We start from the raw sequence: 25,830 nt of genomic DNA on the forward strand, positions 1-25,830 counted from the left end.
ACCTCGTCCCCGAGCTGCTGGCCGGCGCCGCCGCGGCCGGGGTCGAGCCGGCCGGCTCCGCTGCCCGGGCCGCCGCGGCGGCCGACGTGGTGATCACCATGCTGCCGGCCGGCCGCCACGTGCTGGCGCTCTACGGCGTGCAGGGCCTGCTGGCCGCCGCCCGGCCGGGCACCCTGTTCGTCGACTGCTCCACCATCGACGTCGCCGACGCCCGCGCCGCGCACGAGGCCGTGGTGGCCGCCGGTCACCGTGCCCTGGACGCCCCCGTGTCCGGCGGGGTGGTGGGCGCGGCGGCGGCCACCCTCACCTTCATGGCGGGCGGTGCGGCCGCGGAGTTCGCCGCGGCCGCGCCACTGCTCGGCGCCATGGGCAGGAAGGCCGTGCACTGCGGCGGCCCCGGCGCCGGGCAGGCCGCGAAGATCTGCAACAACATGATCCTCGCCGTGTCCATGATCGGGGTCAGCGAGGCCTTCGTCCTCGCCGAGAGCCTGGGGCTCGACCACCAGGCCCTCTACGACGTCGCCTCCACCGCCTCCGGCCAGTGCTGGGCCCTCACCGTCAACTGCCCCGTCCCCGGGCCCGTCCCGGCCAGTCCCGCCAACCGGGACTACCGGCCGGGCTTCGCCGCCCCGCTGATGGCCAAGGACCTCGGCCTCGCCGCCAACGCCCTGCGCGCCGGCGGCGTCGAGGCGCCGCTGGGCCTCAAGGCCGCCGAGATGTACGCCGCCTTCGCCGAGGGCGAGGGCGCCGGCCTCGACTTCTCCGCCATCGTCCGCACCCTCCGACCCCAGAACGGACCCGCCGCATGAGCGCGTACGAGACCATCCTGGTCGAGCGCAAGGGCCGGGTGGCCCTCCTCACCCTCAACCGGCCCGAAGCCCTCAACGCCCTGAACCTCCAGGTCATGACCGAGGTGGTGGCCGCCACCGAGGAGCTGGACCGGGACCCGGACGTCGGCTGCATCGTCCTCACCGGCTCCGCGAAGGCCTTCGCCGCCGGCGCCGACATCAAGGAGATGCGTCCGCAGGGCTACATGGACATGTACCTCTCCGACTGGTTCACCGCCTGGGACCGGCTCGGCGAGGTCCGCACCCCCACCCTGGCCGCGGTCTCCGGCTACGCCCTGGGCGGCGGCTGCGAGCTCGCCATGCTCTGCGACATCCTGCTCGCCGCCGACACCGCGAAGTTCGGCCAGCCCGAGATCAAGCTCGGGGTCATCCCCGGCATCGGCGGCTCGCAGCGCCTGACCCGCGCCGTCGGCAAGGCCAAGGCGATGGAGCTGTGCCTGACCGGCCGCACCATGGACGCCGCCGAGGCCGAACGCGCCGGACTGGTCTCCCGGATCGTCCCCGCCGACGAACTGCTCGCCGAGGCACTGGCCGTCGCCACGACCGTCGCCGAGATGTCCAAGCCGGTCGCGATGATGGCCAAGGAGGTCGTCAACCGCGCCTTCGAGACCACCCTCGCCGAGGGCGTCCGCTTCGAACGCCGCCTGTTCCACGCCGTGTTCGCGACCGCCGACCAGAAGGAGGGCATGGCCGCCTTCGTGGACAAGCGCCCGCCGCACTTCACCCACGGCTGAGCCCCGCCCGGCGTCCCCGGGGACCTCCCCCGGGGACGCCGGGCGCCCGGACCGCGGCCCGCCGGCCGCCGTCGTGTCCCGCAGCGCGGGCCACCGGCTGTGATCAGGGACTCATCCACTTGGACCTGCGCAGTTCCGGGCTGTAACGTCACGCCGACATCTGCACATAGCGACGACGGCGAGACGGAAGCCCGGTGTGAATCCGGCATGGTCGCGCCACTGTGTGCTGCGGTGCTCCCCCGGGAGCGCCGTGGCGAGTCAGACCCGAGGACCGTCGTCCTGCACCACCACATGGGACGCGTTGTTCCCCGAGGAGGTTCCACCATGGCCGAGGCCGTCGCTTCCGCTGCCATACCCACCCCCGCCGTCTCCCCGTCGGCTCCGCTGCCCGTCAAGGCCGTCCTGCCCTGGGCCCTCTTCGGCGGTCTGCTGATGCTGGTGGCCCTGTACTTCGTCGGCGCCGAGCAGGGCGCCACCTCCGTGTTCTCCGGCGCGGGCGTGCACGAGTGGGTGCACGACGGCCGCCACCTGCTCGGCTTCCCCTGCCACTGAGAGGCACACGCACCATGTACGCCTCCACTGTCAGAGGTCTTCTCGTCCGCGGCATGCTCGCGGGCCTGATCGCCGGGCTGTTCGCCTTCGTCGTCGCCTACGCCGTCGGTGAGCCCCCGGTCCGGAGCTCCATCGCCGTCGAAGAGGCCTCGGCCGCCAAGGAAGCCGCCCCGGCGGCCGGCCACGCGCACGACCACGCCGGTCACGGCGCGGCCGCCGCGCCCGCCGCCGAGGAAGAGGAAGAGCTGGTCAGCCGCCCCGTGCAGTCGACCGTCGGCCTCGCCACCGGTGTCCTGGTCTACGGGGTCGCGCTGGGTGGCATCGCCGCCCTCGCGTTCTCGTTCGTCCTCGGCCGGGCCGGCGGGTTCAGCCCGCGGGCGACCGCGGCGCTCACCGCCGGCGGTGCCTTCACCCTGGTCTACTTCGTGCCGTTCCTGAAGTACCCGGCCACCCCGCCGGCGGTCGGCAACCCCGACACCATCGGGCAGCGCACCACGCTGTTCTTCCTGATGATCCTGCTCAGCGTGCTGCTCGGGGTCGGCGCGATCATCCTCGGGCGCCGGCTGGCACCGCGTCTGGGCAACTGGAACGCCACGCTGACCGCCCTCGCCGGCTTCGTCGTCGCCACCGGGCTCGCGTTCCTGGTGCTCCCGGACAACACCGACGCCGTCAAGCCGGAGTTCCCCGCGGCCGTGCTGTGGGACTTCCGGGTGGCCTCGGTCTCGGTCCAGGTCGTCATGTGGGCCGTCTTCGGAGTCGTCTTCGGCGTCCTCGCCCAGCGGCTCCTGGCCCACCGCACCGACCCGGCCGGCACCCAGGCCCCGGCCGCCCAGCCGGTGTCGTCGCTGGTCTGACCCGCACAGCGGTCCCTGCCGGCCCCGCCGCCCCTCCTCGGAGGGGTGGCGGGGCCGCGGTCGTCTCCGGGCCGTCGGGGCGGTCGGGGCCAACGCCCCTGGAAGGGAGTACTGTTCGGGACCACCCCGGACACCTCGTACCGGTGTCCGCATGCCGGACGGGATTCGCCGCCACGCGATCAGGGACCCTAGGCTGGCCGGGCAGCTGGTTCACCCCGTCCGCCAGGCGGGGTGTCGTAAGAGGGAACCCGGTGGGAATCCGGGACTGCCCCGCAGCGGTGAGCGGGAACGACCGCCGTCATACGCACTGGGACCGGAGAAACGGTCCTGGGAAGCGACGGCCAGTAGGTGCCCGCCGGGAGACCGGCAGGCGTGCCCGCGAGTCCGAAGACCTGCCCGTTGCCCGCACCCGGACGGTTCCGTGTGCGGATATCCCGGTGACCTCGTGGGCGGGTCGGCGTACACAGCGAGCGGCACCCCGGGCATCCGTCCCGCGGCGTGGGCCGCCCGTTCCGTCGTTCCCTTCGCGTCCGCGTCCCGTCGCCGGGATGTTCCTGGAGACATCTCGCGAAGGAGAGTTCCGTGACAGCGAAGCCCGCAGCCGCGGCAGCACGAGCCACCGTGTACGGCTACCCCCGACAGGGGCACAACCGCGAACTGAAGAAGGCCGTCGAGGGCTACTGGAAGGGCCGCGTCAGTGCCGACGCCCTCCGGGAGACCGCCGCCGACCTGCGCCGTTCGAACTGGCGGCAGCTCACCGAGGCCGGCATCCACGAAGTGCCCACCGGTGATTTCTCGTACTACGACCACGTCCTGGACACCAGTGTCATGGTCGGCGCTGTCCCCGCCCGGCACCGCGAGGCGGTCGCCGCCGACGCCCTGGACGGCTACTTCGCCATGGCGCGCGGTACGCAGGACGTGGCGCCCCTGGAGATGACCAAGTGGTTCGACACCAACTACCACTACCTGGTCCCCGAACTGGGCCCCGACACCGTCTTCACCGCCGACGCGGCCAAGCAGGTCGCCGAGCTCACCGAAGCCCTCGCGCTCGGCCACGCCGCCCGCCCGGTGCTGGTCGGCCCGATCACCTACCTGCTGCTGGCCAAGCCGGCCCCGGGCGTGGCCGCGGACTTCGAGCCCCTGACGCTGCTGGACCGGCTGCTGCCCGTCTACGCGCAGGTCCTGGCCGCCCTGCGCGCCGCCGGCGCCGAGTGGGTGCAGCTGGACGAGCCGGCGCTGGTGCAGGACCGTACGCCCGCCGAACTGAACGCCGCGGCCCGCGCCTACCGCGACCTCGGCGCCCTCACCGACCGCTCCAAGCTGCTGGTCGCCTCGTACTTCGGCCGGCTCGGGGAAGCCCTCCAGGTCCTCGCGGCCTCTCCCGTGGAGGGCCTGGCCCTGGACTTCACCGAGGGCGGCGCGGGCAACCTCGCGGACCTCGCGGCCGTGGGCGGCCTGCCCGGCAAGCGGCTCGTGGCGGGCGTGGTCAACGGCCGCAACATCTGGATCAACGACTACCAGAAGTCCCTCGCCACCCTGGGCACCCTCCTGGGCCTGGCGGACCGGGTGGACGTCGCCGCCTCCTGCTCCCTGCTGCACGTCCCGCTGGACGCCTCGGCCGAGCGCGACCTCGACACCCAGGTCCGGCGCTGGCTCGCCTTCGCCCGCCAGAAGACCACCGAGATCGCCGTCCTGGCCCGCGGCCTGGCCCAGGGCACGGACACCATCGCCGCCGAACTGGCCGCCAACCGCGCCGACCTCGCCTCCCGGGCCGGCTCCGCCCTCACCCATGACCCCGCGGTACGCGCCCGCACGGCGGCGATCACCGACGCCGACGGCCGCCGCGCCCAGCCCTACGCCGAGCGCACCGCAGCCCAGCGCGCCCACCTCGGGCTGCCGGCGCTGCCCACCACCACCATCGGCTCCTTCCCGCAGACCGACGAACTGCGCGTGGCCCGTGCGGACCTGCGGGCCGGGCGGATCGACACCGCCGGGTACGAGGCGCGGATCAAGGGCGAGATCGAGGAGGTCATCTCCTTCCAGGAGAAGACCGGCCTGGACGTCCTGGTACACGGCGAGCCCGAACGCAACGACATGGTCCAGTACTTCGCCGAGCAGCTGACCGGCTACCTCGCCACGCAGCACGGCTGGGTGCAGTCGTACGGCACCCGCTACGTGCGCCCGCCGGTGCTGGCCGGGGACATCTCCCGCCCCGAGCCGATGACCGTGCGCTGGACCTCGTACGCCCAGTCGCTCACCGCCAAGCCGGTGAAGGGGATGCTGACCGGCCCGGTCACCATGCTCGCCTGGTCCTTCGTCCGCGACGACCAGCCGCTGGGCGAGACCGCCCGGCAGGTCGCGCTCGCCCTGCGGGACGAGGTCAACGACCTGGAGGCCGCGGGCACTTCGGTCATCCAGGTCGACGAGCCGGCGCTGCGCGAGACCCTGCCGCTGCGCGCCGCCGACCACGCCGAGTACCTGGCGTGGGCCACCGAGTCCTTCCGGCTGACGACCAGCGGGGTCCGGCCGGACACCCAGGTCCACACGCACATGTGCTACGCCGAGTTCGGGGACATCGTCCAGGCGATCGACGACCTCGACGCCGACGTCATCAGCCTCGAGGCCGCCCGCTCCCACATGCAGGTCGCCGGTGAGCTGGCCGGGCACGGCTACCCGCGCGAGGCCGGTCCGGGCGTCTGGGACATCCACTCCCCGCGCGTGCCGAGCACCGCCGAGGCCGCCGGCCTGCTGCGCAAGGGCCTGGCGGCCATCCCCGCCGAGCGGCTGTGGGTCAACCCCGACTGCGGCCTGAAGACCCGCGGTTGGCCCGAGACCCGCGCCTCCTTGGAGCACCTGGTCGCCGCCGCCCGCGAGGTCCGCGCGGAACTCCCGGCCGAGCAGGGCTGACGGCCGCCGGTCCGGGCGGGGCGCCCCGGCGCCCCGCCCGGACCGGCCCCTACGGGGACCAGGGCCCACCAGCACCACCGCCTTCGGAGAGCACACCATGCCCACCCACGCACCACCCCACCGGATCAAAGTCCTCGGTCCGCCCGGCGACCGCCACGACGAGGTCCTGACCCCCGAGGCCCTCGACTTCCTGGCCCGGCTCCACGCGGCCTTCGCCGGCCGCCGCCGCGAGTTGCTGACCGCGCGCCGGCACCGGGCGGACCGGCTGGCCTCGGGTTCCCGGCTGGACTTCCCCCGTGCCACCTCGGGCGTCCGCGAGGACCCCCACTGGCGGACCGCCCCACCGGCCCCGGACCTGACCGACCGCCGCGTGGAGATCACCGGCCCGCCCACTCCCAGGACGGCCGTGGGCGCCCTCAACTCCGGCGCCCGGGTGTGGATGGCCGACTTCGAGGACGCCACCTCCCCGCTGTGGGCGAACATCGTCGGCGGCCAGCTGACCCTGCTCGACGTGTGCCGGCGGAGCGTGGACTTCACCTCCCCGCAGGGCCGGGAGTACCGGCTGGGAGCCGAGGTCCCGGCCGTCATGGTCCGTCCCCGCGGCTGGCATCTCGACGAGGAACACCTCACGGCCGACGGCAGGCCGCTGTCCGCGTCGCTGGTCGACTTCGGGCTGTACTTCTTCCACTGCGCCCGGCGGCAGCTCGACCTCGGTTCCGGCCCGTACTTCTACCTCCCCAAGCTGGAGAACCGGTACGAGGCCAGGCTCTGGAACGACGTCTTCGTCCTCGCCCAGGACCTCCTCGGCATCCCGCGCGGCTCGGTCCGAGCCACCGCCATCATCGAGACGATCACCGCCGGGTTCGAGATGGAGGAGATCCTCTACGAGCTGCGCGAGCACAGCGCCGGCCTCAACGCGGGCCGCTGGGACTACCTCTTCAGCCTCATCAAGACCTTCGGACACCAGGCCCGGTTCCTGCTGCCCGGCCGCACCGAGATCGCCCTGACCGCCCCCTTCATGCAGGCGTACAGCGAACTGCTCGTGCGCACCTGCCACCGGCGCGGCGCGCACGCGATCGGTGGCGTGGCCGCCCAACTCCCCGACAAGGGAGTCCCGTCCGACCGGGCCGTGCCGGCGGGGGTGGCCGCGGACAAGGAGTACGAGGCCCGCCTCGGGTTCGACGGGTCCTGGGTCGCCCACCCCGCGCTCGTGCCCGTCTGCCGCGAGGCGTTCGACCGCCGGCTCGGCAGCGGCCCGCACCAGATCCACCGCACCCTGGAGGAGGTGCGGGTGCGCGCCGCGGACCTGCTGTCCGTACGCGGCTCCGCGGTGCCGCCGCAAATCGGGGAGATCCGCGCGAACGTATCAGTCGTACTGCGGTACTTCGACGCGTGGCTGCGCGGCCGGGGGGCCGTCGCCCTCGACGGGCTGCTGGAGGACACCGCCACCGCCGAGATCGCCCGCGCGCGGCTGTGGCAGTGGCTGCGACACCGTCTGATCTCGCAGGAGGACCTGTTCGGCCTGATCGACGCCGAGTCCGCGGCCCTGGCCCGGGAGGATCCGGGAGCCCTGGTGCCGCAGGCCTGCGAGCTTCTGGAACGGACCCTGGTGGCGCGGGAGTTGCCCGCCTTCTTCACCACCGAGGCGTACCGGCGCCACCTCGTCCAGCCGACCCGGGTGGCGCCGTGAGTCCCCGGGGCCGCACGCGGCCCGCTCCCGTCGAGGGACTGCCGGACTGGGACCGGTGCGCGGTCATGGGGGTCGTCAACGTCACCCCCGGCTCCTTCTCCGACGGCGGCCGGTGGTTCGACGCGGGCGCCGCCGTCAAGCACGGGCTGGACCTGGTGGCCGAGGGGGCCGACCTCGTCGACGTGGGCGGCGAGTCAACCCGGCCCGGCGCCCCGCGCGTGGACGAGGCGGAGGAGCTGCGCCGGGTCGTCCCTGTCGTCCGGGACCTGGCTGCCGAGGGCGTCCGCGTCTCGGTGGACACCATGCGCGCAGCCGTCGCCGCCCGGGCCGTCGACGCCGGCGCGGTCCTGGTCAACGACGTCAGCGGCGGGCTCGCGGACCCCGCCATGGTCCCTGCGGTCGCGGCCTGCGGGGTCCCGTTCGTCGTGATGCACTGGCGCGGCTTCAGCGAGGGCATGAACCGCCGTGCCGCCTACGGTGACGTGATCGCCGAGGTGGTGGCGGAACTGCGCGCCCGCATCGAGGCCGTGGTGGCCGACGGCATCCCGCCGGAGCGCCTGGTGGTCGACCCGGGACTCGGCTTCGCCAAACGCGCCGAGCACGACCTGGCGCTGGTGGCGCAACTGGCCGAGGTGTGCGCGCTGGGCCGGCCGGTCCTGGTCGCGGGCTCCCGCAAGCGGTTCCTCGGCCACGTCCTGGCCGACCCGGACGGCACCCCGCCGCCCGCCCACGGCCGCGACGCCGTCACCGCGGCGCTCTCCGCCCTCGCCGCCCATCAGGGCGCCTGGGCCGTACGCGTCCACGACGTACGAGCCACGGCGGACGCGGTCCGGGTCGCCCTGGCGGTCGCCTCGGCCCGCTGAAAGCGGCCTCGGCCGGGGACGCGAACGGGGTGCGGCGGACACCACTCCGCCGCACCCCCTTCGCACCGCATGCCGCCGGGCCCCTCAGCCCGGCGGCGGCACCGGGTCCCTCAGCAGTCCCGGTCGTAGGTGTGGAACCCGCGGCCGGTCTTCCGGCCGAGCAGCCCGGCCTGCACCATCCGCATCAGCAGCGGGGGCGGGGCGTAGAGGGGTTCCTTGAACTCGTCGTACAGCGACTCCGCGATGGCGGCGACGGTGTCCAGGCCGATGAGGTCGGCGAGCTTGAGCGGGCCCATCGGGTGGGCGCAGCCCAGCTCCATGCCGGCGTCGACGTCGGCCGCGGTGGCGAAGCCGGACTCGGCCATCCGGATCGCCGACAGCAGGTACGGGACGAGGAGGGCGTTGACGACGAAGCCGGCCCGGTCCTGCGAGCGGATCACCGTCTTGCCGAGGGCGTCCCGGGCGAAGGCCGTCACCGCCGCCAGGGCGTCCTGGGAGGTGTGGAGCGAGGCGACGACCTCCACCAGCGGCAGGACGGGCACCGGGTTGAAGAAGTGCAGCCCCACCACCCGGTCGGCGCGCTCGGTGGCCATGCCCAGCCGCATGACGGGCAGGGAGGAGGTGTTCGTCGCCAGGATCGCCCCACGGTCCTCGACGATCTTGTCCAGGGCCGCGAAGACCTCGGTCTTGACCTCGGCGTTCTCGCTGACGGCCTCGATGACCAGCTGCCGGTCGGCCAGGTCCTCCAGGCTGCCGGTGAAGACCAGCCGGGCCAGCGCGTCCTCGGCCGAGATCCGATCCAACTTGCCGCGCTGTACGGCACGTTCGAGGGAGACCGCGACCCGCTCCCGGGCCGCCCGGGCGGCCGTGGCGTCCGCCTCGCAGACGACCGTGTCGAGCCCGCCCCGGGCGCAGACCTCGGCGATCCCGGCGCCCATCTGACCGCCGCCCACGATCCCGACCCGGCGCAGGTGCGCGCTCATGCTCCCGCCCCCGGCACGCGCACCAGGTGGCGGGTGTAGGCGTCGGGGGTGAAGAAGAGCGGGAGTTCGGGGGTGAGGGCGGTGCGCTCGAAGAGCTCGCGGACCTCGTCGACGGCGGCCCACGGGTACGCGGCGCCGAGGGCGGCGGCCTCCTCGTCCAGGACCCGGAGCACGGTGGCCCGGTCGAGCACGCCGTGCCGCAGCCACTGCCAGATCTGCACGCGGGCGATCTCCGCGGTCGCCGCGTCCTCCATCAGGCCGTCCAGGGCGACCGCGCCCTGGCCGCGCAGCCAGGCGTCGAAGTAGCGCAGTGCGACGGCGATGTTGGTGCGCACGCCCTGTTCGGTGGGCGGGCCGCTGATCCGGCGTACGGAGAGCAGGTCCGGGGCCTCGACCCGGACGTCCTCGCGGGTGCGGTCGAGTTGGTCCGGGCGGTCGCCCAGGACTCCGTCGAAGACCTGCCGGCAGACCGGGACCAGGCCCGGGTGCGCGACCCAGGAGCCGTCGAAGCCGTCCTCGGCCTCGCGCTCCTTGTCGAGGCGGACCTTGGCGAGGGCCGCGTCGTTCGCCTCCGGGTCCTTGGCCGGGACGTGGGCGGACATGCCCCCGATGGCGTGGGCCCCGCGCCGGTGGCAGGTGCGGACCAGGAGTTCGGTGTAGGCGCGCATGAAGGGCGCGGTCATGGTGACCTTGGCGCGGTCCGGCAGCAGGAAGTCGGTGCGGTGCCCGAAGGTCTTGATGAGGCTGAAGAGGTAGTCCCAGCGGCCCGCGTTGAGGCCGGCGCTGTGCTCGCGCAGTTCGTAGAGGATCTCCTCCATCTCGAACGCGGCGGTGATCGTCTCGATGAGGACGGTGGCGCGGACGGTGCCCTGCGGGATGCCGAGGAGGTCCTGGGCGAGGACGAACACGTCGTTCCAGAGCCTGGCCTCGTACCGGTTCTCCAGCTTGGGAAGGTAGAAGTACGGGCCGGACCCGGCGTCGAGCTGCCGCCGGGCGCAGTGGAAGAAGTACAGCCCGAAGTCGACCAGCGACGCGGGGAGGGGCCGGCCGTCGAACTCCAGGTGCTCTTCCAGGAGGTGCCAGCCACGCGGGCGGACCATGAGGGTGGCGGGGTGCTCGCCGAGGCGGTACTCCTTGCCCTCGGGGGTGGTGAAGTCGATCCGGCGCTCGATCACGTCCAGCATGGTCAGTTGGCCGCCGATGACGTTGTCCCAGGTCGGGGCGGTGGCGTCCTCGAAGTCCGCCATCCACACCTGAGCACCGGAGTTGAGGGCGTTGACCGCCATCCGACGCTCGGGCGGTCCGGTGATCTCCACCCGGCGGTCCTCCAGGCCCGGGGCGGGCGGGGCCACCCGCCAGCTGCGGTCGGCCCGGATCGCGGCGGTGGCGATCGGGAAGTCCAGCGGGGAGCCGGTGGCGAGCCGGATCGCCTGGCGGCGGCGCTCCTTGAGCAGCTGCTCGCGGCGCTCGGCGAAGGCCTCGGCGAGCAGGCCGACGAAGTCGAGCGCCGCCGGCGTGAGGATCTCGTCGTGGCGCTCGCCCGGCTCCGCGAGGACCCGGACCCGGTGCGTGGTGGCGGTGGTGGACATGCGGTCTCCTGACGAGGGATGACGAGGGGTGGGGCCGGGCCGGACGGAGACGGTCGTCCGGCCCGGGCCTGTCACGGGTGGCCCCGGGGGGGCCGGGCGGGTGGGGTTGTCCGGCGGATCAGGGCCGGACAGCTCCTAGTGGAACTGCTCTTCCTCGGTGGAGCCCGCGAGGGCGGTGGTCGAGGAGGCCGGGTTGACGGCGGTGGAGACCAGGTCGAAGTAGCCGGTGCCGACCTCGCGCTGGTGCTTGACGGCCGTGAAGCCCTGCGCCTGCGCGGCGAACTCCCGCTCCTGGAGGTCGACGTACGCGGTCATGCCGTGCTCGGCGTAACCGCGGGCCAGGTCGAACATGCCGTGGTTGAGGGAGTGGAAGCCGGCCAGGGTGATGAACTGGAAGCGGTAGCCCATCGCGCCCAGCTCCCGCTGGAACTTGGCGATCTGGTCGTCGTCCAGGGCGGCCTTCCAGTTGAAGGAGGGCGAGCAGTTGTAGGCCAGCATCTGGTCCGGGTACTGCGCGTGGATCGCCTCGGCGAACTCGCGGGCCTGGGCGAGGTCGGGGGTGCCGGTCTCGACCCAGATGAGGTCGGCGTACGGGGCGTAGGCCAGGCCGCGGGCGATGACCGGGGCCATGCCGTTGCGGACGTGGTAGAAGCCCTCGGCGGTGCGCTCGCCCGTGCAGAACTCGGCGTCGCGCTCGTCCACGTCGCTGGTCAGGAGCGTCGCGGCGAGGGCGTCGGTGCGGGCGATGACCAGGGTCGGGGTGTCGGCGATGTCGGCGGCCAGGCGGGCCGCGTTCAGGGTGCGGATGTGCTGCGCGGTGGGGACCAGGACCTTGCCGCCGAGGTGGCCGCACTTCTTCTCCGAGGCCAGCTGGTCCTCGTAGTGGATGCCGGCGGCGCCGGCCGCGATCATCGCCTTGGTGAGCTCGAAGGCGTTCAGCGGGCCGCCGAAGCCGGCTTCCGCGTCGGCCACGATCGGGGCGAGCCAGTCCGTGGTGTCCGAGCCGCCCTCGGCGGTGGCGATCTGGTCGGCGCGCAGCAGCGCGTTGTTGATCCGGCGGACCACCTGGGGAACGGAGTTGACCGGGTAGAGCGACTGGTCGGGGTAGGTGTGGCCGGCCTGGTTGGCGTCGGCGGCCACCTGCCAGCCCGACAGGTAGATCGCCTGAAGGCCGGCGCGGACCTGCTGGACGGCCTGGCCGCCGGTCAGCGCGCCCAGGGCGTGGACGTAGTCGAGGTCGTGGAGTTGGCGCCACAGCCGCTCGGCGCCGCGCCGGGCCAGGGTGTGCTCCTCGCGGACGCTGCCGGAGAGCCGGACCACCTCCTCGGCGGTGTAGGTGCGCTCGATGCCCGCCCACCGCGGGTCGGTGGCCCACTTCTGCTTGAGCTGCTCGGCGGCCGCCGTCGTGTTCGTGTCTGCCATGACCGTCACCGTCTCCATGATTCGCTTCGTCTGCCAATGCGCTCACCGCCGACGGCGAGCGGATGGCACTCTGTGCCGTCAGCTGGGGGCGCGGCCGCCGGACCCTGCGGGTGGAACTGAGCAATGTCGCAGGTCAGCCGAGCGGGGATCGCCGTGATCTCCGACGTCAGGGCATGAAGTCGGGTCCGCGCTCACCCTCTCGGCTGCCGGGTCCGGCGGTCGCAGAACTGACTCTGGCAGCGGCACGCAGTGCCATCAATGAGGTACAGATGCCAACTTCTGCGAATCTTCCACGCCGGTTCTGCCAAGGTTGCAAAGGTTGCCGGGGTCTGTATTGCGCATACGCTGGGGCCCGGCGAGGACAAGGAGCCCAGGTGAGCAAGACGTACGCGGGCGCGCGGCTGCGGAGGCTGCGCGAGGACCGCCGGATGAGCCAGGCCGAGCTGGCCCGGGTGCTCGCCATCTCGCCGAGCTACCTCAACCAGATGGAGCACGACTCCCGCCCGCTCACCGTCCCGGTGCTGCTGCGCCTGACGGAGGCCTTCGGGGTCGATCCCGGCTTCTTCGCGGAACGCGACACCAGCCGCCTGGTCGCCGACCTGCGCGAGGCCCTGGCCAACGAGCTGGCCGAGGCCCGGGTCTCCCCCGCCGACCTGGCCGAACTCGCCACCCGGATGCCGGGGGTCGCCGCCGTCCTGCTGGACCTGGGCCGACGCGGCCAACTCCTCGCGGAGCGGCTGGCCGACAGCGCGGACGGCCGGGACGTCGGCCCCGCGGCGCCACGCTCACCGCACGAGGAGATCCGCGAGTTCTTCTACCGACGCCAGAACTACCTGCACGACACCGACCTCGCCGCGGAGGACCTGGCCCGGGAGATCGGCGTCCGGCCGGGCGAGGTGGTGAGGGTGCTCTCCGGCCGGCTCACCGAGCAGCACGGGATCCGCCTCGCCGGCGACTCCGACCGCCTGCACCACTACGACGCCCGGACCCGCGTCCTGCACCTGTCCGGCCGGCTCCGCCCCGGCCAGCAGGCCTTCCGGATGGCCACGCAACTGGCGCTGCTGGAGCACGGGGACGAGCTGGACCGGCTGGCCGCCGAGGACTTCCCGGCCGGCTCCCCCGCCCACGGCCTGGCCAGGATCGGCATCGCCAACTACTTCGCCGCCGCGCTGATCCTCCCGTACCGGCCCTTCCACACCGCCGCCGAGGAATTCCGCTACGACATCGAACGGCTCACCGACCATTTCGGCCTGGGTTACGAGACCGTCTGCCACCGGCTGAGCACCCTGCAACGGCCCAGGCTGCGCGGGGTCCCCTTCTCCTTCGTCCGGGTCGACCGGGCCGGGAACATGTCCAAGCGGCAGTCCGCCACCGGATTCCATTTCTCGCGCGCGGGCGGCACCTGCCCGCTGTGGAACGTCTACGAGGCCTTCGCCGCGCCCGGTCGCATCCACGTCCAGGTCGCCGCCATGCCCGACGGGCAGCGCTACCTGTGGACCGCCCGGGCCGTCACCCGGCACCGCGGCGGCTGGGGCGAGCCGGGCAAGACCTTCGCCATCGGCCTCGGCTGCGAGCTCCGGCACGCCTCCCGGCTCGTCTACTCCGACGGCCTCGACCTCGACAACGCCTCGGCCGCCACCCCCATCGGCATGGGCTGCCGCCTGTGCGAACGCCTGGACTGCCCGCAGCGCGCGGTCCCGCCGCTGGGCCGGCCGCTCGCCGTCGACGAGAACAGCAGCACCTTCATCCCCTACCCGGTGTCGCCGGGCAGGGGATGACGGCGGGTGGCGGGCTACCCGGCGCGGGCCTCCTGCCACACGTGTCCGCGCAGCCCCTGACCGTCCAGCCACGTCCGGAGCGCGGTGACCGCCTCGGCGTCCATCAGCGCGGGGTCGACGGTGGTGCGCAACTGGTGGTCCACACCGGAGTCGAGCAGCAGCCGCAGGCTGCGGCCGGCGGGCGGGAAGGCGCCGCGGGTGCCGGTGATCCGGTCGTAGGCGTCGGGGTGGGCCTTGACGTCGAAACCCACCCAGTCCAGGAGTCCCGCGGACAGCAGTTCCTCGAAGCGGCGGGGGTAGGCGCCGCCGGTGTGCAGGCCCACGCCGAAGCCGAGGTCGCGGGCCGCCCGCGCCGCATCCGCGAGGCGCGGCTGGAGCAGGGGCTCGCCGCCGGAGAAGACGACGCCGTCGAGCAGGCCCCGGCGGCGCGCGAGGTGGTCCGTCACGGCGGACCAGGCGACCGCGGGTGCGGTCCGCGGATCGAGCAGGGCCGGGTTGTGGCAGTAGCCGCAGCGCCAGGGGCAGCCCTGGCAGAAGACCGTGGTGACCAGGCGTCCCGGCCAGTCGCAGGTCGACAGCCGGGACCAGCCGCCGATGCGGATCACGCCGGGACCGCCACCCGCTCCTCGAAGGGGGTGCGCTCGGCGTGCTCGCCCTTCTTGCCGATGTTGAAGGAGGACACCGGGCGGTGGTAGCCCATCACCCGGGTCCACACCTCGCACGGTCCCGCGCAGGTGGGGCAGGTGGCCCGCTCGCCGGCCAGGTAGCCGTGCTCGGGGCAGATGGAGAAGGTGGGCGTCACCGTCAGGTACGGCAGGGAGAACCGCTCCAGGGAGCGCCGCACCAGGCTGCGGCAGGCGTCGGCGGTGGAGACGCGTTCGGACATGTACAGGTGGAGGACGGTGCCGCCGGTGTACTTGGTCTGGAGCTCGTCCTGCCGCTCCAGCGCCTCGAAGGGGTCGTCCGTCCATCCGACGGGCAGCTGCGAGGAGTTCGTGTAGTACGGGTTCGCGGCGGTGCCCGCCTGCAGGATGCCGGGGAAGCGCCGGCGGTCCTCCTTGGCGAAGCGGTAGGTGGTGCCCTCGGCGGGGGTGGCCTCCAGGTTGTAGAGGTGCCCGGTCCGCTCCTGGAACTCGACCATCCGGGCCCGTACGTGGTCGAGCAGCCGTACGGCCAGGGCGTGCCCCTGGGGGTCGGTGATGTCCTGCGCGTCGTGCGTGAAGTTGCGGATCATCTCGTTGATCCCGTTCACGCCGATGGTGGAGAAGTGGTTGCGCAGGGTGCCGAGGTAGCGCCGGGTGTACGGGAAGAGGCCGTCGTCGATCAGCTTCTGCACGGTCACCCGCTTGGTCTCCAGGCTGTCCCGGGCCAGGTCGAGCAGGCGGTCGAGGGCCGCGAGGAGTGCCGGCTCGTCGCCGGCGTGCAGGTGCCCGAGCCGGGCGCAGTTGATCGTGACGACCCCCAGTGAGCCAGTCTGTTCCGCGCTGCCGAAGAGGCCGTTGCCGCGCTTGAGCAGTTCGGTGAGGTCGAGCTGGAGGCGGCAGCACATCGAGCGGATCATGCCGGGGTCGAGCTCGGAGTTGATGAAGTTCTGGAAGTACGGCAGGCCGTATTTCGCGGTCATCCCGAAGAGCCGGGTGGCGTTCTCGCTCTCCCAGTCGAAGTCCTTCGTGATGTTGTAGGTGGGGATGGGGAAGGTGAAGACCCGGCCGGTGGCGTCCCCGGCCGTCATGACCTCGATGTAGGCGCGGTTGATCAGGTCCATTTCGGCCTGGAGGTCGCCGTAGGTGAATGCGGCCTCCTCTCCGCCGATCACGGGGACCTGCCCGCGCAGGTCTTCCGGACAGGTCCAGTCGAAGGTGAGGTTCGTGAAAGGGGTCTGCGTTCCCCAGCGCGAGGGCACGTTGAGGTTGTGCACCAGTTCCTGGACGCCCTGGTACACCTCGGCGTAGGTCATCGCGTCCGCGCGGACGAAGGGCGCCATATAGGTGTCGAAGGAGCTGAAGGCCTGCGCGCCCGCCCATTCGTTCTGGAGGGTGCCGAGGAAATTGACGATCTGGCCGACCGCCGAGGAGAAGTGCCGGGGCGGCGCCGAGTCGATCTGGCCGGGTACGCCGTTGAACCCCTCGGTCAGCAGGGTGCGCAGGGACCAGCCCGCGCAGTAGCCCGAGAGCATGTCGAGGTCGTGGAGGTGCAGGTCGCCCTCCCGGTGCGCCCGCCCGACGGCTTCGGGATACACCTGGTCGAGCCAGTAGTTGGCGACGACCTTGCCCGCGACGTTGAGGATGAGTCCACCGAGCGAATAGCCCTGGTTGGCGTTGGCGTTCACCCGCCAGTCGCTCCGGTCGAGGTATTCGGTCACCGAGTCCACGGCATTGATGTGCGTCACGTCAGCCCTCCCACGAGGCGTCCGGAATGGTCCGTCGCACGGGGCGTGCGACCGGGCGCCGGCAGGTATCGGACTCGGGCCCTTTCCAGGACCCATACCGTTGCGGGGCAGCTCCGGATTCCCACCGGATTCCCTGTTTCCTCGGCCGGGCGCCACCAGGGGCGCGCTCAGGCCGAACCGACGCCGTTCACACTACATACGGAAGTGAATGGAAATGCCCGCCCAACATGTAGTGGTGACCTTGGGCCTGACGATCAGGACTTCGGTCCTGCCGGAGCGGGGCGCAGTTCGCGTTCGAGGGCGGCGAGGGCGAAGGCGTGCGGGGAGGCGTGCTGCCAGCGGGACCGGCCGAGCATGACGTCCTCGGCCAGGCCGCTGAGCATGGCGACGGACCGGACGGTGAACTCGGGGAGGTCCACCTCGGCGAACTGCCCCAGCGACCGGCCCTCCCGGACGATGGCCGCCAGGCGCTCGTCCCAGCCGTCCAGCAGGTCGGTGAGGACGCGCAGGCCCGCTTCGTCGTGGCGCTGGGCCAGTACCTGGGTCCACAGCGCGTAGCGCTCGTCGCCCTGGTGCGGCGGCAGGTAGAAGCGGACGAACAGGTCCAGCTTCTCGGCGGGGGACGCGGCCCGGTCGGCGGCCTCCTGGAAGCGCGCCCACAGGTCCGCCTGGCTCCAGGCGAGGACTTCCAGCAGCAGCCGGTCCTTCTTGCCGAAGTGGTAGAGGATGTGGCCGGTGCTCATCCCGGCCCGGGCGGCGATGTCCGACATCCGCACGGCCCCGGTGCCCTTCTCGGCGATGACGGCGATGGCGGCCCGCATCGCCCGCCCGCGCGCCTCGTCCCCGCTGCGCTGACGCCTCCGGTCGGCCGAGGCCGGGGCCGACGTCTGGGACCCGGACCGGCCGGCGGCCGCCGCCCCGGCGCCGGCCGGCCCGGTCGCACCCTCCGGCGGCAGGGGGCGGTCGGAGGGCCGGGACCCGGTCTCTGGCGTCGGCATGGGCTCACTTTCGGTGACGGAAAATCCGGACCCCAGTCTAGGTTCCAAAAATCTAGATTCCTGATCTAGACTAAAAATCTAGTCAGGACGATGGGGAGCACGGCCGTGTACGCGGTCCGCCCCGACGGCCGGCAGCCCGACTGTTCCACCCAGCCACCCGGAGACACCCTCATGACGCGCGGATTCGATGTCGTGGAGACCTGTATCGCCGACCTGCGCACCGCGCTGGAGAAGGGCGAGACGACCGCCGTCGCCCTGCTCGACGCCTACCTGGCACGGATCGAGGCGTACGACCGCCCGGGCACGGCCACCGCGCTGAACGCCATGGTCGTGATGAACCCCGACGCCCGCGCGGACGCGGAGGCCTCCGACGCCCGCCGCGCCCGCGGCGAGGTGCTGGGCCCGCTGGACGGCATCCCGTACACCGCGAAGGACAGCTACCTCGCCAAGGGGCTCACGGCTGCGTCCGGCTCCCCCGCCTTCGAGCACCTGGTCGCCCAGCGCGACGCCTTCGCCATCGAACGGCTGCGCGCCGGCGGGGCCGTCCTCATCGGCCTGACCAACATGCCGCCGATGGCCAACGGCGGCATGCAGCGCGGCGTGTACGGCCGCGCGGAGAGCCCCTACAGCGCCGACTGGCTCACCAGCGCCTACGGCTCCGGCTCCTCCAACGGCTCCGGCACCGCGACCGCCGCGTCCTTCGGCGCCTTCGGGCTCGGCGAGGAGACCTGGTCCTCCGGCCGCGCGCCCGCCTCCAACAACGCACTGTGCGCCTACACCCCCAGCCGGGGCGTGATCTCGGTCCGCGGCAACTGGCCGCTGGTGCCGACCATGGACGTCGTCGTCCCGCACACCCGCACCATGGCGGACCTGCTCGAACTGCTCGACGTCATCGTCGCCGACGACCCGCACACCCGCGGGGACCTGTGGCGCGCCCAGCAGTGGATCCCGCTGCCCGCCGCCTCGCAGGTCCGGCCCGCCTCCTACCCGGCCCTGGCGGCCGCCGAGGGCGTGCTCGCGGGCAAGCGCGTCGGCGTCCCCCGGATGTACGTCAACGCCGACCCCGACGCCGGCACCAACCCCGAGGGGGGCATCGGCGGCCAGACCGGGCAGCGCGTCGACACCCGCCCGTCGGTCATCAGCCTGTGGGAGGCGGCGCGCCGCGACCTGGAGGCCGCCGGCGCCGAGGTGGTCGAGGTCGACTTCCCCGTCGTCTCGAACTACGAGTCCGACCGCCCCGGGGCGCCCTCGCTGCTCACCCGCGGGCTGGTCGCCCGCGAGTACCTGACCTTCGAGATCGAGGACCTGTCCGCCTGGGCGTGGGACGACTTCCTGCGCGCCAACGGCGACCCGCAGCTGTCCAGCCTGGCCGAGGTCGACGGCGCCCGGATCTGGCCCAAGCAGGAGGGCGAACTGCCCGACCGCTACGAGGGCTTCGACGACACGATCGGCGACTACCCGCGCTTCGTGCGCGAGCGCCCGTACGCCTCCCTCGCCGAGATGCCGCACCTCGAGGACGGGCTGCGCGGGCTCGAGGAGACCCGCCGCGTCGACCTGGAGGTGTGGATGGACGGGCTGGGCCTGGACGCGGTGGTCTTCCCGGCGGTCGCCGACGTCGGCCCCGCCGACATGGACGTGTCCGAGGCCTCCGCCGACCTCGGCTGGCGCAACGGCGTCTGGGTCGCCAACGGCAACCTGGTCCCCCGCCACCTCGGCATCCCTACGGTGACCGTGCCGATGGGCACCATGACGGACACCGGCATGCCGGTCGGCCTCACCTTCGCGGGCCGCGCCTACGACGACAACGCCCTGCTGACCCTCGCCGCGGCCTTCGAGCGCACCGGCAGCCGGCGCACGGAACCGCTGCGCACGCCGCGCCTGACGGTCGGCTGACCTGACGACCGGCCCGGCGCCCGCCCCGATCGTCTACAGTGCAGTAGACCGTCTACTGGGTTGTAGTCGGACGGGCCGCCGTCGCGGTGGTCCGCCGCCGTGCCCGGCGGACCAGCGCGCACCAGATCGGAACGGCACCTTGACCATCGGCTACGACGGCTCCGGCATCGACGGCAACGCGTACGTCGAGGTCGTCGACCTCGCCCACCGCGCGCCCGGCTGGCTGGACGCCGCCGTCGCCGCCTGGTCGCTCTACGGCCTGGGGCTGTTCGCCGTACTGATGGCGGCGGCGTGGTGGCGGGCGCGGCGGGCCGGGTCCCCTTCGGCCGTGACCGCGCTCGCGGTCCCGCTGATCACCCTCGCCGGCTTCGGCGCCGATCTGCTGCTCAAGCTCGCGGTCCGGGAGGACCGGCCCTGCCGGAGCCTGCACGTGGCCGTGCTGGAATCCTGCCCGGCCCCCGGGGACTGGTCCTTCCCCAGCAACCACGCCGCGATCGCGGCCGCCGCGGCGGTCGCCCTGCTGTTCGCCTCCCGACGGCTCGGGGCGATCGCCCTGGTGGCCGCGGTGCTGATGGCGGCCTCCCGGGTCTGGGTCGGCGTGCACTACCCCCACGACGTCCTGGCCGGGTTCGCGGTCGGCGCCCTGGTGGCCGCCACCCTCGGATGGGCGGTCCGGCTCCGGCAGGACGCCCTGGCCGACCGGCTGGGCCGCGGGCCCCTGCGGTTCCTGCTGACCGCACCGTGAGGCCGGCCCCGCCCGATCGCGGTGGTGCGCGGTGACCGGCCGCGTCCTCGTGGTCGAGGACGACCACCCCTTGCGGAGCGTGCTCCTGAGGGGGCTGCGCGAGGAGGGCTTCGACCCGGTACCCGCGGCGGACGGCGCCGCCGCCCTGCGGCTGGCCACGAGCCCCTTCGACGCGGTCGTGCTGGACGTGGGGCTGCCCGACGCCGACGGCCGGGACGTCTGCCAGGCCCTGCGGGCCGCCGGCTTCACGGCGCCGGTGATCTTCCTGACCGCGCACCACCACCTCACCGACCGCCTGGCCGGCTTCTCCGCCGGCGGGGACGACTACCTGGCCAAGCCCTTCCACCTCACCGAACTGGCGGCCCGGCTGCGCGCCGCCCTCCGGCGGGCCGGGCCACCGCCCCCGGCCGCGGCGGGCGGCCTGGTCCTCGATCCGACGCGCTTCACGTGTACCGCGAGCGGGGATCCCGTCGGCCTCACCCCGACCGAGTTCCGACTGCTCGCCGCGCTCCTCGCGGCAGCCGGCTCCCTGGTCTCCCGCCGCGAACTCCGGCGGGCCGGCTGGCCCGAGGGGGCGCAGGTCAGCGACAACACCCTCGACCAGTATCTGAGCCGGCTGCGCCGCAAACTCCGCGCCGCGGGCAGCGACCGGACCATCAGCACCAGCCGGGGGATCGGACACGGCTTCCGATGACGGCCCCCACCCCCGCCCGGCGCCCCCTGACCCTGCGCGGCCGGCTCTCCCTCACGGCCCTGGCCATCGCGGCCCTGCTGATCGCCGTCCTCGTCGTCGCCTTCAACGGCATCGTGCGCCACCAGCTGGACCAGCGGGCGGACGACCACCTGCGCACCCGTGCGGCCGCGGTCGCCTCCACCGTGGACACCACCGGCCGCCGCGCCCGGGTCGTGGAAGTGCCCAACGACGACGCACTCGACTCCGGCGTGTGGATCTACGCCGGCACCCGGCGGCTGGAGTCCCCGCCCTCCGCCGCCGCGGACGGCCCGCTCACCCGGGTCGCGGACGCCCTGGCCGCCGCCCCCCGTCCGCACTGCGCCACCGCCGCCCACCGCGACCCCGTCCGGCTGTGCGCCCTGCGCGTTCCCGGGCACTCCCCCGCGACGGTGGTCGCCGCCGTCGGCCTCGTCCCGTACCGGACCTCGGCGGACACGGTGCTGCACGCCACCCTGGCCCTGGGCGCCGCCATGCTCGTCCTCACGTACGCGCTGACCCGGCTCGCGGTGCGGCGCGCCCTGCGTCCCGTACAGGCCATGACCGAACAGGCCACCGCCTGGAGCGCGCAGGCCGGCGACGACCGGTTCGGCACGACCGCCCGGCCCGCCGAACTGGCCGCGCTGGCAGCGTCGTTGGACGCGCTGCTCGACCGGATCCGGGCCGGGCTGCGGCACGAGCAGCAGCTGACCCGGGAGCTGTCGCACGAACTGCGCAACCCGCTCGCCCGGATCGTGGCCGAGCTGGACTGGTGGCGCAGCCGCCCCCGCACCCCGGACGAGACCCGCGCAGCCCTCGCGGTCGTCGACGACGCCGCGGCCGCCATGCGCGGGATCTGCGACACCCTCCTCGACGAGGCCCGGGGGGCGGCCGCCACCCATCGGGGCCCGTCCGACGTCCACGCCACGCTGCTCGCCCTGGCCGGCCGGACCACCCCGCCGCCGGCGGTCGTCCTCCGGATCGAACCCCCGGTGCGGCGCCTGACGGCCGCGGCGCCCGCGGCGGTCGTCGAGCGGGCGGTCGGCCCGCTGGTCGAGAACGCCCTGCGGCACGCCCGGTCCCGCGTGACCGTGACCGCGGCCCCGGAGGGGACAAGGGTCCGCATCGAGGTCACCGACGACGGGCCGGGCGTGCCCGGGGACTTCGTCGCTGAGCTCTTCACGCCCGGGCGGCGCGCCGATCCCGGTGACGGGCACGCCGGGGCGGGGCTGGGGCTGGCACTGGCGCGGCGGCTGGCCCGGTCGGCCGACGGCGAGGTCCAGCACGACCCGGCACACGGGGGCGGTGCCCGCTTCGTGGTCACCCTTCCCGGCGGCTGACCCCCGCAGCCCACGCCGGTCCGGGAACACCCCGTATCGTGTCTACAGAACAGTAGTCGTCCGGCTCGGCAGCCGGCGCTCATCGGCGAGGGGACCCATGACGGACATCGAGGGCGAGCGCAGACCTGCCGGTGAGCTGGAGTCGAGCGTGCTCGCCGCGCTCTGGGCGGCCGGCAGCCCGCAGACCGCCGCCCAGGTCAGGGCCGCGATACCCCAGGAGCTGGCCCGCACCACGGTCGCCACCCTGCTGGGGCGCCTGTGCGACAAGGGGCTGGTGGGACGTGAGCCCAGCGGCCGCGGCTTCGCCTACCACGCCGTCCAGGACGCGCACGGCCTCGCCGCCCGTCGCATGCACCGCGAACTCGACGCCGGCACCGACCGGGACCGGGTGCTCGCCCGCTTCGTAGAAGGGCTCGATCCGCACGACGAGGCCGAGCTGCGCCGCCTCCTCCAGGAGGACCGGCCGTGATCCTGCTGCTGGTGGCCCCGCTGCTGCTGCCCTGGATCCTGCCGGTGCTCGCCCGGCGGACCGTCGACCGGGTACGACCGGACCTCGCCCTCCCGGCGGTCACGCTCGCCTCGGCGGTACTGGCCCTGGGCACGGTCGCCTGCCTGGGCGCCCTGCTCCTCCCCCTCGCCCTCCGAGTGCCGGCCCTCGCGGGGCTCGCGCACCTGCTCCACCCGCTCCAGGCGGGCCCGGCGGCCCTGGTCTCCGGCGCCTCGACGGTGGCCGGCGGCGCGCTCGCGGTGGCCGCGATCGCCGGGGTCCGCGGGATCGCGTCGGAGCTGACGCACTGGCGGGCGGCGCGGCGGCTGGTGGCCGGGGTGCCGGCGGCCGGCGGGCTGTGCGTGGTCGACGACGAGCGGCCCGATGCCTTCGCGCTGCCCGGCGGCCGGCGCCGCTCGGACCGGGTGGTGGTGACCGCGGGCATGCTCCGCGCCCTCGACGCGGGCGAGCGCGAGGCCCTGCTCGGCCACGAACGCGCCCACCTGGCCGGCCGCCACCACGTCTTCCTGGCGCTCGCACGGCTCGCCGGCTGGTGCCACCCGGCGCTGGCCGCCGTGGTCCCGGCCGTCTCGTACGCCGCCGAGCGGGCGGCCGACGAGGCCGCCGCCCGGGCCTGCGGGGACCGGCGGCTGGCCGCCCGCGCCATCGGCCGGGCGGCCCTGGCCGCGACAGACCACCGCAAGGGCCTGCGGGTACCGGCAGTCGCACCCCGCGGAACCACCGGGCCGGTACCGGCCCGGGTCAAGGCCCTCTTCACCCAGGCGCCGGTACGCCGCTCCGCCCCCGCGCTGCTGGCCATGGCCCTGCTCTGCACGACCGCGGCCGCCTCCTCGCTCGGCGGCGCGGTCTGGCTGCACCGGGGCGTGGAAGTGGCCCAGGGCGAGCACCCCGGCGACTGAACCTGCAGGCCCCGGCGCCCGCGGCCGGTCGTACCCGGGTCAGCCCAGCGTGGTGAGGAGGGTGTCGAGCGCCTTGACCTCGCTGGCCCGGTCGGGGTCGGCCGCGCGTACCGCTTCCAGGACCGCGTCGATCTCGCCGTCCAGGAAGCCCCAGGCCTGTTCGTTCTCGGGCTCGAGGGTGGACTGGTCCTCGTCCCAGGCGCTCTCCAGGTCGGTGGCCCGCTTCTTCGCCGCCTTCGGGTCTCCCGCTTCGACCTTCGCCAGGGTGTCGGCGGTGAGGGTGCGGAACTTCGCGATCTCGGCCGGCGGGAACGGCGCGGTCGCCTCCCGCGGCGTGAGGTGGGTGCTCACCGGTGCCGGGCCGTCCTCCTCGGGGGCCGCAGCCGCGTGCGGCTGCTGGTGCGCCCACACCAGGAGCGCCACCGCCGCCGCCGACACGAGGGCGTAGTAGACGAGCATGCCGCGCTCGCGCGCCGCGTTCGGGGCCCGGCGACCACCGCCGTCCCGGGCCTCGATGACGTCGCGGCGGCTGTAGGTGAGGTAGCAGACCGTGGCGAGGATCGCGGCCAGGAAGAGCACGCTCGTCACGGCGGTGCCCAGGCCCAGGCCGCCCTCGGCCCGGGGCGCGCCGAGCCAGTCGCCCAGGTTGGCGCCGAGCGGGCGGGTGAGGACGTACGCCAGCCAGAAGGAGAGCACCGGGCCGGCGCCGAGCCGCCAGCCGGCCAGGATCGCGGCGATCAGGCCGAGCGGCAGGAGCACGGAGACGCCGGCGGTCCAGCCGGTCAGTTCCAGGGTCCAGTCGCCGGTGGCGGTGCCGAGGGCGAATGTGACCAACACCGCGAGCCAGTAGAAGAGTTCGCGGGGGCGGGTGGTGATCGTGTGCACCGACAGGGTCCGCTCGCGCAGGTACCAGGCGCCGAAGACCACGGCCAGCAGCCCGGCGAAGGCGGTGCTGCTGACGGCGAGGGGCACGCCCTGGCTGTCGGTGAGGATGTCGGTGTACAGGGTGCCGGTCACGCTGACCACCACGACGGTGAGCCAGTACACGAACGGCACGTAGCGGGCCGCGCTCAACTGCCAGGCCAGGACGGCCGCCAGCACCCCGGTGAAGATCAACGCGGTGTTGGTCAGGCCGACGCCCAGGGTCATGTCGATCCAGTCGGCGAAGCTCTCGCCGACCGTGGTGCAGAGGATCTTGATGATCCAGAACCAGACGGTGACCTCGGGCACCTTGTTCAGCATCTGCCGGGTGGGTGCGTGGGCTCCGGGGACCGGCCGGCGGAGCCCGGGACTGTCGGACGTGTGTGGGGTCATGCGGCCGACTGTGCCGCCGGGAACCTGAACGCATCCTGACCGTCTGCACGGGGGCACCTGCTCCGTCGCACTTCCGGTCCAGCGCCCACGACGACCACGGCGCGGCCGGGGCCGCGCCGCTCGGGTCGTGCCGGTCTCAGCCGCCCAGGGCGGTGTTGCTCGTCAGCGTGCCGGTGGTGCCGTCGACCGTCACCACGTGCCGCACCCCGTCGGGGCCGAGGACGACGACCCGCCAGGCACTCCCGCCGCCCTGGGCCGTGACCGGGGCCAGCGACTCGACCTTGCCGTCCTTCACGGCCGCGGCGGCCTTGTCCAGGGCGTCGGCGGCGGCGAGCGGGGGCAGCGGGGCCGGGGCCTTCCCACCGGCGCGGCCGGGGAAGCCGTCGCCGCGCGGGCCGCGGCCCTCGGGCCGGACCGGCCGGCCGTCACGGCCGTCGGCCTCCGCCCGGGGGCCGTCACCTCGCCCGCCGGCCTCCGCCCGCGGACCACCACGCCACTCGTGGCCCCCGGCGAACACCGCCCTGCGCATGCCCCGCCCGTCCTCGTGGTGGTGGATCGCCGCCGCGGCCGCGGCGCCGCCGACGACCACCACGGCGGCCGCACCGGCCACCGCCCACCGGGTTCTGCGGCTGCCGAACCGGCGCCGGGCGGGCGGCTTGCCCGCCGCCGGGCCCGCGCCGTCCTCGTGCGTCCGCTCCTGCGCCCCCTCGGCGCCGACGGGCTCGTCCACGGATTCGCTCACTGCGTCCACCCCTGACTCGTGGCGGCGCCCGGATCCGGTGCCCGGGCGTCCGGGCACAGCATCGCGGGGGCGT

At 73.9% G+C, this 25,830-nt stretch carries 22 protein-coding genes and 2 riboswitches; of the genes, 14 read left to right on the forward strand and 8 right to left on the reverse strand.

The genetic code is table 11. The features are described 5' to 3' along the window. The 7 genes from mmsB to folP all read left to right on the forward strand — a co-directional run. Positions 1 to 809 (forward strand): 3-hydroxyisobutyrate dehydrogenase (gene mmsB / locus AB0O40_RS13020; protein WP_365039330.1); only part of this gene is annotated, 809 nt, incomplete at its 5' end. Then, positions 806 to 1,582, forward strand: coding sequence for an enoyl-CoA hydratase (locus AB0O40_RS13025; protein ID WP_365039332.1), 777 nt, complete (start codon positions 806 to 808; stop codon positions 1,580 to 1,582). The genes mmsB and AB0O40_RS13025, both read left to right, overlap by 4 nt. Positions 1,583 to 1,906: 324 nt before the next feature. Further along, on the forward strand, positions 1,907 to 2,134 hold the full coding sequence (locus AB0O40_RS13030; protein WP_365039335.1) for a CbtB-domain containing protein: 228 nt from the start codon (positions 1,907 to 1,909) through the stop codon (positions 2,132 to 2,134). Between the two features lie 14 nt (positions 2,135 to 2,148). Further along, on the forward strand, positions 2,149 to 2,988 hold the full coding sequence (locus tag AB0O40_RS13035; protein WP_365039338.1) for a CbtA family protein: 840 nt from the start codon (positions 2,149 to 2,151) through the stop codon (positions 2,986 to 2,988). Between the two features lie 189 nt (positions 2,989 to 3,177). Next, a riboswitch (cobalamin riboswitch) is annotated at positions 3,178 to 3,403 on the forward strand. A gap of 167 nt (positions 3,404 to 3,570) precedes the next feature. Next, positions 3,571 to 5,895 carry a 5-methyltetrahydropteroyltriglutamate--homocysteine S-methyltransferase gene (gene metE / locus AB0O40_RS13040; protein ID WP_365039341.1) on the forward strand — a complete coding sequence of 775 codons (2,325 nt, stop codon included), beginning with the start codon at positions 3,571 to 3,573 and terminating at the stop codon, positions 5,893 to 5,895. Positions 5,896 to 5,992: 97 nt separating this feature from the next. Then, the gene (gene aceB, locus AB0O40_RS13045; RefSeq protein WP_365039344.1) at positions 5,993 to 7,585 is read left to right on the forward strand and encodes a malate synthase A; all 1,593 of its coding nucleotides are present in this window, start codon (positions 5,993 to 5,995) and stop codon (positions 7,583 to 7,585) included. A 65-nt stretch (positions 7,586 to 7,650) separates the two neighbouring features. Further along, the gene (folP, locus tag AB0O40_RS13050; protein WP_365039539.1) at positions 7,651 to 8,448 is read left to right on the forward strand and encodes a dihydropteroate synthase; all 798 of its coding nucleotides are present in this window, start codon (positions 7,651 to 7,653) and stop codon (positions 8,446 to 8,448) included. A 110-nt stretch (positions 8,449 to 8,558) separates the two neighbouring features. Here the strand turns inward: folP and AB0O40_RS13055 are convergent, their stop codons facing one another. The 3 genes from AB0O40_RS13055 to aceA form a co-directional block, all read right to left on the reverse strand. Continuing rightward, on the reverse strand, positions 8,559 to 9,431 hold the full coding sequence (locus tag AB0O40_RS13055; protein ID WP_365039347.1) for a 3-hydroxybutyryl-CoA dehydrogenase: 873 nt from the start codon (positions 9,429 to 9,431) through the stop codon (positions 8,559 to 8,561). Beyond that, complete coding sequence (aceB, locus tag AB0O40_RS13060) at positions 9,428 to 11,020, reverse strand: malate synthase A (RefSeq protein WP_365039350.1); 1,593 nt, start codon at positions 11,018 to 11,020, stop codon at positions 9,428 to 9,430. Before aceB (AB0O40_RS13060) ends, AB0O40_RS13055 begins: the two co-directional genes overlap by 4 nt. A 135-nt stretch (positions 11,021 to 11,155) precedes the next feature. Next, positions 11,156 to 12,442: an isocitrate lyase gene (gene aceA, locus AB0O40_RS13065; protein WP_365039353.1), complete on the reverse strand. Its 1,287-nt coding sequence runs from the start codon at positions 12,440 to 12,442 to the stop codon at positions 11,156 to 11,158. A gap of 374 nt (positions 12,443 to 12,816) precedes the next feature. On the opposite strand from aceA, the gene AB0O40_RS13070 reads away from it, so the two are divergent. Then, positions 12,817 to 14,220 (forward strand): short-chain fatty acyl-CoA regulator family protein, encoded by a 1,404-nt coding sequence (locus tag AB0O40_RS13070; protein WP_365039356.1) that lies wholly within the window; start codon positions 12,817 to 12,819, stop codon positions 14,218 to 14,220. Positions 14,221 to 14,234: 14 nt separating this feature from the next. On the opposite strand, the gene AB0O40_RS13075 is transcribed toward AB0O40_RS13070, so the two are convergent. The 3 genes from AB0O40_RS13075 to AB0O40_RS13085 all read right to left on the reverse strand — a co-directional run bounded on the left by AB0O40_RS13075 (position 14,235) and on the right by AB0O40_RS13085 (position 17,607). Next, complete coding sequence (locus tag AB0O40_RS13075) at positions 14,235 to 14,825, reverse strand: anaerobic ribonucleoside-triphosphate reductase activating protein (RefSeq protein ID WP_365039359.1); 591 nt, start codon at positions 14,823 to 14,825, stop codon at positions 14,235 to 14,237. Further along, a complete protein-coding gene (locus AB0O40_RS13080) occupies positions 14,822 to 16,609 on the reverse strand; it encodes a ribonucleoside triphosphate reductase (protein WP_365039362.1) in 1,788 nt (595 codons plus the stop codon). Before AB0O40_RS13080 ends, AB0O40_RS13075 begins: the two co-directional genes overlap by 4 nt. A gap of 42 nt (positions 16,610 to 16,651) precedes the next feature. Next, positions 16,652 to 16,806, reverse strand: a riboswitch (cobalamin riboswitch). Positions 16,807 to 16,863: 57 nt separating this feature from the next. Continuing rightward, positions 16,864 to 17,607 (reverse strand): TetR/AcrR family transcriptional regulator, encoded by a 744-nt coding sequence (locus AB0O40_RS13085; protein WP_365039365.1) that lies wholly within the window; start codon positions 17,605 to 17,607, stop codon positions 16,864 to 16,866. A 171-nt stretch (positions 17,608 to 17,778) separates the two neighbouring features. Between AB0O40_RS13085 and AB0O40_RS13090 the strand changes: the two genes are divergently transcribed. The 6 genes from AB0O40_RS13090 to AB0O40_RS13115 all read left to right on the forward strand — a co-directional run bounded on the left by AB0O40_RS13090 (position 17,779) and on the right by AB0O40_RS13115 (position 23,701). Next, positions 17,779 to 19,500 carry an amidase gene (locus AB0O40_RS13090; protein ID WP_365039368.1) on the forward strand — a complete coding sequence of 574 codons (1,722 nt, stop codon included), beginning with the start codon at positions 17,779 to 17,781 and terminating at the stop codon, positions 19,498 to 19,500. Between the two features lie 139 nt (positions 19,501 to 19,639). Next, a complete protein-coding gene (locus AB0O40_RS13095) occupies positions 19,640 to 20,245 on the forward strand; it encodes a phosphatase PAP2 family protein (RefSeq protein ID WP_365039371.1) in 606 nt (201 codons plus the stop codon). Between the two features lie 31 nt (positions 20,246 to 20,276). Continuing rightward, positions 20,277 to 20,939 carry a response regulator transcription factor gene (locus AB0O40_RS13100; RefSeq protein WP_365039374.1) on the forward strand — a complete coding sequence of 221 codons (663 nt, stop codon included), beginning with the start codon at positions 20,277 to 20,279 and terminating at the stop codon, positions 20,937 to 20,939. After that, on the forward strand, positions 20,936 to 22,294 hold the full coding sequence (locus AB0O40_RS13105) for a HAMP domain-containing sensor histidine kinase (protein ID WP_365039377.1): 1,359 nt from the start codon (positions 20,936 to 20,938) through the stop codon (positions 22,292 to 22,294). The genes AB0O40_RS13100 and AB0O40_RS13105 overlap by 4 nt, the downstream gene beginning before the upstream one ends. A 97-nt stretch (positions 22,295 to 22,391) precedes the next feature. Continuing rightward, positions 22,392 to 22,763, forward strand: a complete 372-nt coding sequence (locus AB0O40_RS13110) for a BlaI/MecI/CopY family transcriptional regulator (protein WP_365039380.1) — start codon at positions 22,392 to 22,394, stop codon at positions 22,761 to 22,763. Next, on the forward strand, positions 22,760 to 23,701 hold the full coding sequence (locus AB0O40_RS13115) for a M48 family metalloprotease (RefSeq protein ID WP_365039383.1): 942 nt from the start codon (positions 22,760 to 22,762) through the stop codon (positions 23,699 to 23,701). Before AB0O40_RS13110 ends, AB0O40_RS13115 begins: the two co-directional genes overlap by 4 nt. Before the next feature lie 39 nt (positions 23,702 to 23,740). On the opposite strand, the gene AB0O40_RS13120 is transcribed toward AB0O40_RS13115, so the two are convergent. After that, positions 23,741 to 25,015 carry a hypothetical protein gene (locus tag AB0O40_RS13120; RefSeq protein ID WP_365039386.1) on the reverse strand — a complete coding sequence of 425 codons (1,275 nt, stop codon included), beginning with the start codon at positions 25,013 to 25,015 and terminating at the stop codon, positions 23,741 to 23,743. A 136-nt stretch (positions 25,016 to 25,151) separates the two neighbouring features. After that, the gene (locus tag AB0O40_RS13125) at positions 25,152 to 25,757 is read right to left on the reverse strand and encodes a hypothetical protein (protein ID WP_365039388.1); all 606 of its coding nucleotides are present in this window, start codon (positions 25,755 to 25,757) and stop codon (positions 25,152 to 25,154) included. Positions 25,758 to 25,830 lie beyond the last annotated feature (73 nt).

The organism is Streptomyces sp. NPDC089919 (assembly GCF_040684615.1).
In the GTDB taxonomy this organism is placed as follows: Bacteria; Actinomycetota; Actinomycetes; order Streptomycetales; family Streptomycetaceae; genus Streptomyces.